Source organism: Tabrizicola oligotrophica, assembly GCF_011008935.1.
GTDB classification, from domain to species: domain Bacteria; phylum Pseudomonadota; class Alphaproteobacteria; order Rhodobacterales; family Rhodobacteraceae; genus Tabrizicola_A; species Tabrizicola_A oligotrophica.
Genome location: NZ_JAAIVJ010000003.1, coordinates 316,143 through 330,036, shown reverse-complemented (window position 1 = coordinate 330,036; position 13,894 = coordinate 316,143). Strand labels below are relative to the sequence as shown.

The window sequence follows — 13,894 nt, the reverse complement described above, 5'->3', positions numbered from 1 at the left end:
AATATACTAAACAGGTTCATAAATATGTAAAGCGGGAAGATCATGCATATCGCGCTGCTGATGACCAACACGGATGAATCGGAATTTGCCCAAGCCCGCCCGAAGGATGGCGAGAAATTCACCACGATGATTCAGTCGGTTCGGCCCGACTGGGCGGTTACGGTGTTCCCGGTGAAGGACGGGGTCTTTCCGCCGGAGGGCGCGAAATTCGACGGCTGGATGATCGGGGGAAGCCCGGCCTCGGTGCATGATTCGGACCCTTGGGTGGGCCAGCTTTTCGCGCTGATCCGGCGGCTGGTGGCCGCGGGGCAGCCGATGTTCGGCGCCTGTTTCGGGCATCAGGCGATTGCCATCGCGCTGGGCGGCCATGTTGCCCGCAACCCCGGAGGCTGGGTGTTCGGGCTGGTGGAGACCGAGATCGAGGGTGTGCCGCTGAAGCTTTACGGCAGCCATGTCGAGCAGGTGGTGGACCTGCCGCCGGGCGCGGTGCTCTTGGGCAGCACGGCCGGTTGCCCGGTGGGCAGCTTCGCGATTCCGGGCCGGGTGATGACGACGCAGTATCACCCGGAGATGAGCCATGGCTTCATCGGGGATCTGGTGGAGGAATATGCCGAGGAACTGCCGCCCGAGGTGGTGGCGCGGGCGCGCAGCTCGCTGGCCGAGCAGGCCGACAGCGCGGTGATCGCCGAGCGGATCGCCCGGTTCTTCGAAGGCCAGCGCTGAGGTCCGTCGAGCCTTTCAGGCAGTCCTCGCGGAGAACAACGCGGCCAGCGCGGCGCAGTCGATGCCGGGGATCACCTTGCCGGGGAAGCGGAAGGTCGGGGTGTCTGTGCCGGCGGTGATGGCATTGACCACCGATTCCTCGACCGCCTCGACGGCGGCAAGGTAGAGCGGGTCGATCAGCTCGGCGTTGATCTCGCTGCGCTGGATCAGGGGGCCCGCCTTTTGCGGCATCGGCCCGAAAGGGGCGGTGGAGAAGGCGAGGAAGATGTCGCCCGAGGAATTGCCCCCCGGCGTGCCGCCGCGGCCAAGACCCAGCCCGGCGCGGCGGGCGAGATGGCGCAGTGAGATGGTCGAAAGCGGCGCGTCGGTGGCAATGACTACGATGATCGAGCCGGTTTCACGGGGCACCAGCCCCTCGAACGGCATCAGGCGGCCGACCGGCTGGCCCAGCACGTTGAACCATGGGCGCTTGCCGTGGTTGGCCTGCACCAGAACGCCGACGGTATAGGTTTTGCCGCCAAGGCTGACCCGGCGCGAGGCGGTGCCGGTGCCGGCCTTGAACTCATAGGCAATCATGCCGGTGCCGCCGCCGACCGCGCCTTCGGCAACCGGGCCGGAGGTGGCGGCGTTCAGCGCCTCGATGGCATGTTCGGGCTGCACCGGCAGCGCGTTGATGTCGTTCAGGATGCCGTCATAGGTTTCGGCCACCACCGGCATGGCCCAGGCGATGCTGTCGCGGAAATGCTCGGCGTAGCGGTCGATCATCCAGCGGGTCGCGCCAGTGTGGCAGGCACCGATGGCATGGGTGTTGGAGATCAGCACCGGGCCGAGGAAATAGCCGCCGTCGTTGATCCAGTGGGCGCCGGTCATCTCGCCATTGCCGTTGAGCGTGGCCTGCCCGGCGCGGACGGGTTCGGGTGCTCCGGCGTCCATCCGCGGAATGATGGCGGTGACGCCGGTACGGATGTGGCGGGCCGGGTCAAGCAGGGTGCAGGTGCCGACGGTCAGGCCGGCGACATCGGTGATGGCGTTGAGCGGGCCGGGGGTGCCGGGGAAGGGCAGGCCAAGATCACGGGCGCGGGGCATGGGAAACCTTTGCATCTGGTTGCCCATGGCTAGCACGGCTGCCGGCGGAAGGAAGGGGTCAGACCGGCTGGAGGAGGTGAAAGCGCGACTGTTCGTACAGCAGCGGCGCGCCCTCGCCGGTGGTCACGGCAAGCACCCGGCCGATGAACAGGCTGTGGGTGCCGGCCTGAACCTCGTCGGTCACTTCGCAGGAGAAACTGGCGACGGCGGAGGCGAGGCGCGGCAGGCCGCGTTCGTCGGCCTGCCAGTCGCCGGTGGCGAATTTGCTCTCGCCGGTGGCGCCGGTCGCCCCGGCAAAGGCCAGCGCCAGCGGGCCGCCGTCGCCGGGCAAAAGGTTGACGGCGAAGGCGCCGCTTTCCGCCACCGCGGCACAGGTGCCGGTCTTGCGGTTGAGACAGACCAGCAGGCTGGGCGGGTCGGCGGTGACGGAACAGACGGCGGTGGCGGTGATGCCGCGGCGGTTTTCGCCGCTGCCGGTGGTGACGATGGTGACCGCCCCCGGGAAGCGGGACATGGCGGCGCGGAAGGCGGCGGCTTCGATGGGGGCGGTCATGGTTCAGGCCGCCTTCAGTTCGCTGAGGTAATTGGCGGCGGCGGTCGGATCGGCGAACCACGGGAAGAAGTCGCGCGGGTCGTCAAAGCCGTTGGCCATGCGGTGCGCCAGTTTCGGCAGGCCCTGCGCATTGCCCATGATGTCGAGGATGAAGGGCGGCGGCGGCATCAGCAGCATGTTGGTCCATTGCACGACCCATTGGGCGTAATCCCAGAACTGGTCGAAGGTGGCCTGCATGAAGGCCTCGTCAAAGGGCCGGTCGCCGTGGGCAAGGATCGAGCGCAGATAGATCGCGGCGGCCTTGGAGGCGTTGTTCGACCCCTGCCCGGTGATCGGATCGTTCAGGCAGACGGCATCGCCAAGGCCCAGCACCTTGCGGCCCGAGGGCAGGGTGCCGATCGGGTGGCGGATGGTGGGCGCAAAGCGGCCCGCAAGAATGCCGTTGTCATCGGTCAGCGTGCAATTCTTCGACCGCTCGTATTCCCAGGGCAGGAAGGTTTTCAGGATGTCGAGCGATTTCGCGAGATGCGCCTCAGGCGTCTTTACATCGGCCCAGCAATCCATCGGGCCGCCGGGGATGCCTTCGAACACCATGATCTCGCAGGGGCCGGTGGTGGTCAGCGCCGGGAAGACGAAATATTCGCCCACCCCGGGGATCAGGTTGAACTCCACCGCCGAATGCGGCTGGCGCGGGGTCATGCCGTTCACATAGGTCAGCGCAAGCGCCCGCATCGGCTTGTCATAGGCCGATTTCTGGGCGTCGCGGGTGAACATCTGGCCGACCTCGCCCTTGCCGGAGGCGACGATCACGAGATCGTCCTGCCGGGCGTAGTCGTCGATGTCGGCAAGTCCGGCGTCCTTGATGACAAGCTGGCCGCCGAGGCGCTGGAATTCGGCCAGCCAGCGCGGCATCTTCACGCGCTGGTCGACGGCATAGGCGTTTTGCTCAAGGCGCGAGGCCCAGTCGATCAGCTTGGTGCCCGAGCCGTCGGGGTTCGGTACGATGAAGTTGATGCCTTGCACCGGCGGGCAGCTTTCCGACCAGAAGTCGAGCCCGAGGTCGCGTTCGTTCTGCACGGCGTTGGAGAACATGCATTGCGAGGAGAGGACGCGGCCGTTTTCGATCTCGTCCGCCGTGCGGTTTTGCACGACGCGAACCTGATGGCCGGCTTTCAAGAGGCCGATGGCGACCATGAGGCCGGATTGGCCGCCGCCGATGATGGTGAACTTGCGCATGATGGATTCCCTGTTGTTGTGGCTCTGAACGGCCTTAAGACATGAGTTTTGGAATGGCGGGGACGGCCTGTTCCGGCCCCATGGCGGTATAGCCGCCGTCGACGCAGATATCGGTGCCGGTGATGAAGCTGGCGTCGTCCGAGCAAAGGAACAGCACGGCGGCGGCGACTTCCTCGGGGTTCGCCACGCGGCCCAGAAGGTGGAAGGGCGCGGCGACGGCATCGGTCTTGGCGCGGTTGCCGCCGGTCAGCTGGTCCATGATGTTCGACCAGGTCCAACCCGGCGAGACGGCATTGACGCGGATGCCCTCGGGGGCAAGGTCCATCGCCTGATTGCGGGTCAGTTGCAGGATCGCGGCCTTGGACACCGGGTAAACCCAGCGCCCGGTCTGCGCCACGCGCGACGAGATCGAGCCGAAGTTGACGATGGCGCCCTTGGTGGCGGCGAGCTCGGCGCGGGCGGCCTGCATCAGCATCACCGAGCCGACGATGTTGATGTCGAGCGCGGTCAGCCAGTCGGCGCGGGTGGTTGCGGCGCCGTTGTCGAGATAGGAGCAGGCGACGTTGACCAGAAAGTCGATGCGGCCGAATTTCTCCTTGGTGGCGGCGACGAGGGCGGCGATGTCGGTATCGCTGCGGATGTCGCATTTGTGGAAGGCGACACCGTCACGCTCCAGCGCGCGCCCGGCATCTTCGGCAATGTCGGCGACCATGACGCGCGCGCCGGCCTCGACAAAGGCCTGCACCACCGCCTGACCGATCTTCGTGGCCCCGCCCGGAACGATGGCGGTTTTCCCCTTCAGCCCTTTCATCGGACCCCCCTTTGTTCGTTGAAATTTGAAGAAGTCTTGGGCAGGGCCGGGCCGCGCGCTATCCGGCAAACGGGGCGACTATCCGGAAAACGAAAAAATCTGGGGCGCGGGGGTGGTGTGGCGCGGATTCATGCTAGGCTGGCCCAAGATTGCCGGTCGGGGAGGATGGCAATGCAGGGTGCTGGGGTGCAGCGGCCTTTGGGGGCCTATGCGCTGTTTCAGTCAGACGATCTGGACGAGGCGCGCGAGCGTGTCGCGGCGGTGTTTTGCCCGCACCGACTGGACACCATCGGGCGCGGCGCCCGGATTGCGGCGCGGCACCATCACCTGCGCGGCGAGCGGGTGAGCCTGAACTACATTGAATATGGCGCCAAGACGTTGATCGCGCCGGGGCTGCTGGAGCGGTTCTACCTGATGCAGATCCCGCTTGTCGGCGCGGCGGCGATTGCCAATGGCGCCGAGCACTATGCCACCGGGCCGGGGCAGGCGGCGGTGCTGAACCCGCAGGACCCGACGACGATGATCTGGGAGGAAGGCACGCGGCAGGTGCTGGTGCAGATCGACCGGCGGGCGATGATGGAACATCTGTCGGCGCAGCTTGGCCACCGGGCCGAGGAACCCTTGGCCTTTCAGGGGCCGATGGACCTGACGACGGGCGCCGGGGCGACCTTGCGACAGATGGTGATGTTTCTGGTGGCCGAGGCCGATCAGGGCCGGGTGGCGCTGGGTGCGGGGCTGATGGGGCGGCAGGTGGAGACCACGCTGATCGCCGGACTGCTGGAGGCGCACCGGCATGACTACCGCGACCGGCTGGGCCGGGTGCGGGCGGCGCCGCGGCCCCGGCATCTGCGGCTGGCCGAGGGGTTCATCGAGGCGCATCTCGACCAGCCGCTGACGGTAGAGGACATCGCGGCGGCGGCGGGAATTTCGGCGCGCGGCTTGCAGATGGTGTTCCGGCAATACCGCGACACCACGCCCCTGGGCTTTTGGCGCGATGCGCGGCTGGCGCGGGCGCATGGCGATCTGGTGGCCGGGCGCGGCTCGGTGACCGAGGTGGCGCTGAAATGGGGGTTTTCGCATTTCGGCCGGTTTTCGCAGGCCTATGCGGCGCGCTACGGCCTGTCCCCGCGCGACACGCTGCGGGCGGCGCGGGGGACCGGCTATCAGGACTGACGGCTAGATCAGGAATTCCGACAGGATCTCGTCCTGCGTGATGTCGCGGTACTGGAACGCGGCGGCGTCAAGCTGGTCGAACAGCTTCTGGAAATTCGCGGCATCCTTCGTCTCGATCCCGATCAGCACCGAGCCGAAGTTGCGGGCAGATTTCTTCAGGTATTCGAAGCGGGCGATGTCGTCATCTGGCCCCAGCATGGCCAGAAACTCGCGCAGCGCGCCGGGGCGTTGCGGCATGCGCAGGATGAAGTATTTCTTCACGCCGGAATAGCGCAGGGCGCGTTCCTTGACTTCGGGCAGGCGCTCAAAGTCGAAATTCCCGCCCGAGGTCACGCAGACCACGGTCTTGCCGGCGATCTCGGGGCCAAGGTCGGCCAGCGCGTCGACGGCCAGCGCCCCGGCGGGTTCCAGCACGATGCCTTCGGTATTCAGCATGGTCAGCATGGTGGTGCAGATGCGGTCTTCCGGGGCGATGAGAACCTCGGCGGGGTTGACCCAGTTCAGCGCGGCAAAGGTGCGGTCCCCGATCCGGGCCACGGCCGCGCCATCGACGAAATTGTCGACACGCTTCAGGGTGACGGGCTCATGTGCGGCAAGCGCGGCGGTCAGGCTGGCGCCGCCCTTCGGCTCGACAAAGCGGAAGGCGGTCTGCGGCGATTCGGCTCGCAGATAGCGGGTGACGCCCGAGGAAAGCCCGCCGCCGCCGACCGGCAGGATGACGAGATCGGGCGACTGGCCAAGCTGGTCAAGGAGTTCGACCGCGACCGAGGCCTGACCTTCGATCACATCCTCGTCGTCGAAGGGCGACAGGAAATGTGCGCCTTCCTCGGCGCAGAAGCGCTGCGAGGCGGCGAGCGTCTGGTCGAAATAGTCGCCGGTCAGCACGATGCGGACATTGTCGCCGCCAAAGGCGCGGGTCTTGTCGATCTTCTGCTGCGGCGTCGTGACCGGCATGAAGATGGTGGCCTGCACGCCGAAATGGTGGCTGGCAAAGGCCACGCCCTGCGCGTGATTGCCGGCGCTGGCGCAGACGAAATGGCGCTGGCCGGGGTTCAGGCTGCGCACCTTGCGCATGGCGTTGTAGGCACCGCGCAGCTTGTAGCTGCGCACCGGGGTCAGATCCTCGCGTTTCAGCCAGATTTCGGCGCCGTATTTGCGCGACAGGAAGTCATTCCGTTGCAGCGGGGTGCGCGGAAAAAGCTCGCGCAGGGCGCGGGTGGTCTGGCGGGCGGCATCGGCGAAATGGGTCATGACCAAGATGTGCCGGATGCCGCCCCCGGGCGCAAGCCTCAGACCAGCGGGCGGCCTTCGATGTAATGGCCGTAAAGCGTGGTCAGCACCGAGAGGCCGACCATCATCACCGGCCAGCCGGAGATGAATTGCCACAAGAGCGCCCCGATGCCATAGCCGCCGAACACATAGAACCCGACGATATTGATGACCCACATCGCCAGCGCAAGAATCGCGGCAAGTTGCAGGATTGTTTGCCAGTCGGCCTTGGTTGCCTCCCACCCGGCAAGAAAGGCCTGCTCGCTGCCAAGTGCTGCACCGGGCAGCGCGGTCGCAAGCCGGAGCCCGACGAAGATCAGCGGCAGCTGGACGAACAATGCCATGACCAGCAGACCCAGAAATCCGGCCCCATGCATGAACAGCCCCCCGGCGAGCATGCCCACCACCGTGCCGATGATCGCGCCGGCCACCACGATGACCAGGGTCAACAGAAGCGCGCGCAGGAAATAGGCCATCATGCGGTCCTGCATCAGCGGCGGAACCGGAGCGGTCGGGCTTTCGGCCAGCAGCACGAAACGGTGCCAGGCAACGGCGATCCAGACCGCCGTCACCAGCGCGACCAGAAAGACCACAATGGCGCCGAGGCCCATCCCGGCGCCGCCCATGCCGCCGTGCATCCCGATGCCCATCATTGCCCCGCCGAACAGCGCCGCAACCCCGAATTGCACGAGGTAAAGCACACCTGAAATCCGCAGGGCGGCCGGCAGATTGGCCGTCACCTGGCGCAACGAATGTGCAAAGATCTGAACGCCCTTCATGGAAACCTCCGGATGAAATTGCAGTTCTGATTGGGGGCCGATTTCCACCGCAAGTCAACTGCCGCGCGAGGTGTCCTTCCCTTGCTTATGCCCGCTTTTCCGGCTATCGCGGCGCAAACCGTGATGGAGCCTCTCATGCAGAAGCCGAAGAAAGTCGTTCTCGCCTATTCCGGCGGGCTGGATACCTCGATCATCCTCAAGTGGCTGCAGACCGAATACGGCTGTGAGGTCATCACCTTCACCGCCGATCTGGGTCAGGGCGAAGAGCTGGAGCCGGCGCGCAAGAAGGCCCTGCTGATGGGCATCAAGGAAGAGAACATCCACATCGTCGATGTGCGCGAGGAATTCGTGCGCGACTTCGTGTTCCCGATGTTCCGCGCCAACGCGCTTTATGAAGGGCTTTACCTTCTGGGCACCTCGATTGCCCGGCCGCTGATCTCGCAGCATCTGGTGAAGATCGCGCAGGAGCATGGCGCCGATGCCGTGGCGCATGGCGCGACCGGCAAGGGCAACGATCAGGTGCGCTTCGAGCTGTCGGCGGCGGCGCTTGACCCGGGCATCCGCGTGATTGCGCCGTGGCGGCTGTGGGATCTGACCAGCCGCACCAAGCTTCTGGAGTTCGCCGAGGCCAACCAGATTCCGATCGCCAAGGACAAGCGCGGCGAGGCGCCGTTCTCGGTGGACGCGAACCTGCTGCATACCTCGTCCGAGGGCCGGGTGCTGGAAAATCCGGCCGATGAATTCCCGAATTACGTCCTGCAACGCGTGGTGCCCGCCGAAGAAGCCCCGGATCAGGCCGAAATGGTCGAGATCACCTTCGAGCGCGGCGATGCCGTGGCGATCAATGGCGAGCGGATGTCGCCCGCGACCATCCTGACCAAGCTCAACGAAATTGGCGGCAAGCATGGGGTCGGGGTGCTTGATTTGGTGGAAAACCGCTATGTCGGCATGAAGAGCCGCGGCGTCTATGAAACCCCCGGCGGCACGATTCTTCTGGAAGCACACCGCGGGATCGAGCAGATCACCCTGGATGCCGGCGCAGGTCATCTGAAGGATTCGATCATGCCGCGTTATGCCGAGCTGATCTACAACGGCTTCTGGTTCAGCCCCGAGCGCGAGGCGCTGCAGGCGCTGATCGACAAGACGCAGGAGCATGTGTCGGGCACGGTGCGGGTGAAGCTCTACAAAGGGTCGGCCCGGACAGTGGCGCGCTGGTCGGAGCAGTCGCTCTATTCCGAAAAGCACGTGACCTTCGAGGAAGATGCCGGCGCCTATGACCAGAAGGACGCCGAAGGCTTCATCCGGCTGAATGCGCTGCGCCTGAAGCTGATTGCGACGCGCAATGCCCGAGTGGCAAAGAAGCGCTGATTTCCTTCTTTGGGGCGGCGAGTTCTCGCAGGGCCGGGCAGCCAATGGTTGTCCGGCCCTTTCATTTGCCGCATTTTCGCCATGGCTTTGTGAGAGCCAAGTTCCGTGTATCGTCCGGCTGGGGCCTTTCCTGGTCTGGTCGGACCGACCCAAGGAAAGGATATGACCTTGAAAACTCTTAAATCCTCAGTCGCGATCTTCAGCCTTCTGGCCGCATCGCTGTCCGTGGCACCCGAATTGCTGAACCCGTCCTCCGACGCTGGCGCGGCCTTCGCCCAAGGTAACGGCGGCGGAAATGGTGGTGGCAACGGCGGTGGAAATGGCGGGGGGAATGGCGGCGGCAATGGCAACGCCGGCGGCAATGGCCACGGCAAGAGCGAAACCGCCGGCAGCCATGGCAAGGGCGCGATTGCTTCGGAGCTGAAGGGGATGAATGCCATTCATGCCAATGCCAAGGCGTTTGAGAATGCCGCTCCGAACAGCCAGGTTGGCCGGATTGCCGCTTACCGCGATGCCGCCATCGCGGCGCAGGGCGCAGTCGGCGCCGTTGCGGATGCCGAAGCCGATCTGGCGACGGCGGAAGAGATGATGGCGGAAGCCGAGGCGCTTCCGGCGACGAACGCCGATGAAATCACGCTGCGCGATCAGGCGATTGCCGACGCGCAGGTTGCCATCGACGGCGCCACCGCAGCGCTGGAGACGGCGACGACCGAGCTGGAAACAGCCGCCGAAACCGAGGAAGCCGCCCTTTTGGACGCCACCAACGGTCGGGTTCTCTCGGCAGAGGCGCTGGCAGCGGTGCGCGCGGAGCTTGGCCTCTGACCTGTTCGGGGTAAAGTTCCGATGGCACTGCGCTTGGTGGGCCTGAAAGGGCTATTGCCTGTGCCTGCATGACGAAAAAGGAAAGGCCGCCCTTGATCGGGTGGCCTTTCGCTTTGCTGGAAGGGTCGGCAGAATGACAAGAAATTCTTGTCCAATCGCCAGAAATCTTGCTTCCCTGCGACAGGGTGTGCGGGCATCTTTGACCGGGCATGGAAGGCACCTTTCCGCCTTTCGCTTTGGGAGATCATGCGATGCGAAACGGTGGGCAGGTTCTGGTGGAAAGCCTTGTGGCCTTGGGCGCGACCAAGGCCTTCGGCGTACCGGGCGAAAGCTATCTGGCGGTGCTGGATGCGCTGCATGACACTCAAGGCAAGCTTGACTATGTGCTGTGCCGCAACGAAGGCGGTGCGGGGTTCATGGCGGCGGCCTATGGCAAACTGACCGGCCAGCCCGGCATCTGCATGGTGACGCGGGGCCCGGGGGTGACGAATGCCTCGATCGGCATCCATACCGCGATGCAGGATTCCGCGCCGATGCTGGTCTTTGTGGGCCAGGTCGGCACCGACATGAAGGGCCGCGAGGCGTTTCAGGAGATCGACTATCGCGCGGTCTTTGGCACCATGGCGAAATGGGTCGTCGAGATCGACGATGTCGAGCGTATTCCCGAAATCCTGTCGCGCGCCTGGATCACCGCCACGACGGGCCGTCCCGGTCCGGTGGTCGTGGCCCTGCCCGAGGATATGCTGACCAGCGACACCGATGTTCCCGCCCTGACCGGCCCGGCCCGCATCGCCGAACCCGCCCCCGAGGCTGGCGCGCTTGCCGAAGCTCTCAACCTGCTGGCCGGGGCCAAGCGTCCGGCAATCCTGCTGGGGGGCTGCAACTGGTCCGAGGCCGGGAAGGCCGCGCTCAAGGTCTTTGCCGAGGCCTCCGACATTCCCGTCGTGGCGGCCCTGCGTTATCAGGACATGTTCGACAACCACTCGCCCTGTTATGCGGGCGATCTGGGGCTGGGGCTGGCGGCAGGCGTGCGCAAGACCATGGCCGAGGCGGATGTGGTCCTGGCGCTCAACACCCGCTTCGGCGAGATTTCTACCGAAGGCTACACGCTGTTCCAAGTGCCTGTGGCAAAACAGAAAATCATCCATGTCCATGCCTCGACCGCCGAGATCGGCAAGATCTACATTCCAACCCTTGGCATCCCGGCCGGGCCGAATGCCTTTGTCGCCGCGCTGACTCCGGTCAAGGGCGATTGGGCGGCGTGGCGGGTACGGGCGCGGGCGGATTACGAGGCGACCTTCACGCTGCCGAAACAGCCTTCGCCCGTCGACATGGTGGAGGTCACGGCGCATCTGAACGCGGTCCTGCCGGAAGACGCCATTCTGACCAATGGCGCGGGCAACTTCACCATCTGGCCGAACAAGTTCTTCAAATTCGGCCCCAAGGCCCGGCTTCTGGCGCCGCAATCCGGCGCGATGGGTTATGGCCTGCCCGCCGCCGTGGCCGCGAAGGTGGCCTGCCCGGAGCGCACCGTGGTCTGTTTTGCCGGCGACGGCGATTTCCAGATGAACTGCCAGGAACTTGGCACGGCGATGCAGGCCGGCGCGCAGCCCATCGTGCTGATCCTGAACAACGGCACCTATGGCACGATCCGCGCCCATCAGGAGCGCAACTATCCTGCCCGCGTGTCCGGCACCGATCTGGAGAACCCCGATTTCACCGGTCTTGCCCGCGCCTATGGCTTCCATGCTGAACGGGTGGAGACAACCGTCGATTTCGCCGCCGCCTTTGACCGCGCGCTTTCCTCAAAAACCGGGGCGGTGCTGGATCTGAACATCGCGGCCGAGGCGTTGACCCCGCGCGTGACGCTGTCCCAGATGCGCGCCAATGCGCTGGCGGCAAAGGCCCAGAAATGACCATTCGTCTCGGCGCGGATATTGGCGGCACCTTCACCGACATCGCGTTGGAGGTGGGGGGGCGGTTCCATTCGACCAAGGTGCTGACCAATTACGCCGCCCCCGAGCAGGCGATTTTGGACGGCATGGAGATCGTGCTGAAAGAGGCGGGTCTGACCCCTGCCGATCTGGAGATCGTCATTCACGGCACGACGCTGGCCACCAACGCGCTGATCGAACGGCGCGGGGCAAAGATGGCCTTTGTGACGACCGAAGGTTTCCGCGATGTCATCGAAATGCGCACCGAAAGCCGGTTCGATCAGTATGACCTGAACCTTGAGCTGCCCGCGCCGCTTGTGCCGCGCGAAGACCGTTTCACCGTCAGGGGCCGGATCGGTGCACAGGGCCAAGAGCTTGCGGCGCTTGACGAAGCGGGCTTGCAGGCGATTGCCGACCGGATCGCGGCGGGTGGCTATGGCGCGGTGGCGATCGGCTTCATCCATGCCTACATGAACCCCGCACATGAGACCCGCGCGCGGGAGATCATCGCGGCCAAGGTCGCGGTTCCGGTGTCGATCTCCTCCGAAGTCTCGCCGCAGATGCGCGAGTTTGAACGCTTCAACACCGTCTGCGCCAATGCCTATGTGCGCCCGCAGATGGCCGATTATCTGGGCCGGTTGCAGGTGAGGCTGAAAGACATCGGCGCCGCTTGCCCGGTCTTCATGATCCATTCGGGCGGCGGGCTGATCTCGGTTGAAACGGCGTCGGAATTCCCGGTGCGGCTGGTGGAAAGCGGCCCCGCAGGCGGCGCGATTTTTGCCGCCGACGTGGCGCGGCGCTTTGGGCTCGATAAGGTGGTCAGCTATGACATGGGCGGCACCACGGCCAAGATCTGCCTGATTGAAGATTTCGCCCCGAAAACCGCCCGCACCTTTGAAGTCGCCCGTTCGACCCGCTTTGCCAAAGGTTCGGGCATGCCGATCTCCATTCCGGTGATCGAGATGATCGAAATCGGCGCGGGCGGTGGTTCCATCGCCTGGGTCGATACCCTGGGCCGAATTCAGACCGGGCCGGAATCGGCGGCGTCGGAACCGGGGCCGGCCTGCTATCAGCGCGGCGGCGATCGCCCGGCGATCACCGATGCCGATCTGGTGCTGGGCAAACTTGACCCCGACAACTTTGCCGGTGGGGCAATCAAACTCTCTACGGCGAACGCCCTTGCCGCAGTATCCCGCGATGTGGGCGACAAGCTGGGCCTTGGGGCCGAAGCAGCGGCCTTTGGCATCTGCGAGGTGGTGGACGAAAACATGGCCAATGCCGCCCGCGTGCATGCGGTGGAAAACGGCAAGAACATCTCGGACAACATGATGATCGCCTTTGGCGGGGCGGCCCCTTTGCATGCCGCGCGGCTGTGCGAAAAGCTTGGGATTGACCTGTGTCTGGTCCCGCCGGGGGCGGGGGTGGGGTCGGCCATCGGGTTCCTGAAGGCCCCCTTTGGGTATGAGGCTTTGGCGTCAAAGATCACGCGGCTGTCGGGCTTTGACCCTGCGGCGGTGAACGCGATGCTGGCTGATCTTTGTGCCACGGCGGAACGGTTTGTCCGGGCAGGCTCTGGCGGGGCGATCCGGCGCGAGATCACGGGGTTCATGCGCTATGTCGGGCAGGGTTGGGAAATTCCGGTGCCCCTGCCGGACCGCGCCTTTGCCGCCGATGACGCAGTTGGGCTGCGGGATGCCTTCCGCGCCGCCTATGCCCGCCACTTTGGCCGTGCCATCGACGGCATGGACGGGATGGAGATTGAAATCGTCACCTGGTCGGTGCGCGCCGAGGATATTCTGCCTGCACCTGACCGTCACGCCCTTGCCCTTGGCGGGTCTGATGCCCCCGCGACGCTCTCACGCGCGGTCTTCGATCCGGCCAAGGGCAAGCCCCTGCCAACTGCCATTGTCCCGCGGGATACGCTTGCAACCGGCCAGCGGGTGCAAGGCCCGGCGGTGATTGTGGAGCGCGAAACCTCAACCGTTGTCACCTCGCCCTTTGATGCGGTGATGCAGAGCGACGGCAGTTTGCTTTTGGTGCGCAAAGGCGGTCGGGCATGACAAGATATGGTTTTCGGCAAGCCGCCCCCCACCCCTCTCCCCTCCCCACAAGGGGGAGGGGGACCGCTTTTCCGGCCTGC

General features: G+C 65.3%; 12 protein-coding genes. 6 read left to right on the top strand and 6 right to left on the bottom strand.

Annotation, left to right across the window (positions count from 1 at the left end; translation table 11 throughout):
• Window positions 1-42: 42 nt before the first annotated feature.
• Window positions 43-723, top strand: coding sequence for a type 1 glutamine amidotransferase (locus G4Z14_RS08070; protein ID WP_164624516.1), 681 nt, complete (start codon window positions 43-45; stop codon window positions 721-723).
• A 15-nt stretch (window positions 724-738) separates the two neighbouring features.
• Here G4Z14_RS08070 and G4Z14_RS08065 read toward each other — a convergent pair whose 3' ends face one another.
• The 4 genes from G4Z14_RS08065 to G4Z14_RS08050 are packed head-to-tail and all read right to left on the bottom strand — an operon-like array spanning window position 739 to window position 4,409.
• Window positions 739-1,809 (bottom strand): DmpA family aminopeptidase, encoded by a 1,071-nt coding sequence (locus G4Z14_RS08065; RefSeq protein WP_164624514.1) that lies wholly within the window; start codon window positions 1,807-1,809, stop codon window positions 739-741.
• Between the two features lie 58 nt (window positions 1,810-1,867).
• The gene (locus G4Z14_RS08060) at window positions 1,868-2,362 is read right to left on the bottom strand and encodes a flavin reductase family protein (RefSeq protein ID WP_164624512.1); all 495 of its coding nucleotides are present in this window, start codon (window positions 2,360-2,362) and stop codon (window positions 1,868-1,870) included.
• Between the two features lie 3 nt (window positions 2,363-2,365).
• Entirely contained in the window at window positions 2,366-3,598 is a 1,233-nt protein-coding gene (locus G4Z14_RS08055; protein ID WP_164624510.1) for a styrene monooxygenase/indole monooxygenase family protein, read from the bottom strand.
• Window positions 3,599-3,632: 34 nt separating this feature from the next.
• The gene (locus G4Z14_RS08050) at window positions 3,633-4,409 is read right to left on the bottom strand and encodes an SDR family oxidoreductase (RefSeq protein ID WP_164624509.1); all 777 of its coding nucleotides are present in this window, start codon (window positions 4,407-4,409) and stop codon (window positions 3,633-3,635) included.
• 165 nt (window positions 4,410-4,574) lie between these two features.
• Here G4Z14_RS08050 and G4Z14_RS08045 point away from each other — a divergent pair, with 165 nt between their 5' ends.
• Complete coding sequence (locus tag G4Z14_RS08045) at window positions 4,575-5,582, top strand: AraC family transcriptional regulator (RefSeq protein ID WP_164624507.1); 1,008 nt, start codon at window positions 4,575-4,577, stop codon at window positions 5,580-5,582.
• Between the two features lie 3 nt (window positions 5,583-5,585).
• Here the strand turns inward: G4Z14_RS08045 and ilvA are convergent, their stop codons facing one another.
• Window positions 5,586-6,833, bottom strand: a complete 1,248-nt coding sequence (ilvA, locus tag G4Z14_RS08040; protein WP_164624505.1) for a threonine ammonia-lyase IlvA — start codon at window positions 6,831-6,833, stop codon at window positions 5,586-5,588.
• A gap of 38 nt (window positions 6,834-6,871) precedes the next feature.
• Window positions 6,872-7,630, bottom strand: coding sequence for a hypothetical protein (locus tag G4Z14_RS08035; protein ID WP_164624503.1), 759 nt, complete (start codon window positions 7,628-7,630; stop codon window positions 6,872-6,874).
• A gap of 135 nt (window positions 7,631-7,765) precedes the next feature.
• Here G4Z14_RS08035 and G4Z14_RS08030 point away from each other — a divergent pair, with 135 nt between their 5' ends.
• The 4 genes from G4Z14_RS08030 to G4Z14_RS08015 all read left to right on the top strand — a co-directional run bounded on the left by G4Z14_RS08030 (window position 7,766) and on the right by G4Z14_RS08015 (window position 13,814).
• Complete coding sequence (locus tag G4Z14_RS08030) at window positions 7,766-8,998, top strand: argininosuccinate synthase (protein WP_164624501.1); 1,233 nt, start codon at window positions 7,766-7,768, stop codon at window positions 8,996-8,998.
• A gap of 162 nt (window positions 8,999-9,160) precedes the next feature.
• Window positions 9,161-9,820 (top strand): hypothetical protein, encoded by a 660-nt coding sequence (locus G4Z14_RS08025; protein WP_164624499.1) that lies wholly within the window; start codon window positions 9,161-9,163, stop codon window positions 9,818-9,820.
• 209 nt (window positions 9,821-10,029) lie between these two features.
• Window positions 10,030-11,736: a thiamine pyrophosphate-binding protein gene (locus tag G4Z14_RS08020; RefSeq protein ID WP_227751594.1), complete on the top strand. Its 1,707-nt coding sequence runs from the start codon at window positions 10,030-10,032 to the stop codon at window positions 11,734-11,736.
• A complete protein-coding gene (locus G4Z14_RS08015; RefSeq protein WP_164624497.1) occupies window positions 11,733-13,814 on the top strand; it encodes a hydantoinase/oxoprolinase family protein in 2,082 nt (693 codons plus the stop codon). The genes G4Z14_RS08020 and G4Z14_RS08015 overlap by 4 nt, the downstream gene beginning before the upstream one ends.
• Window positions 13,815-13,894 lie beyond the last annotated feature (80 nt).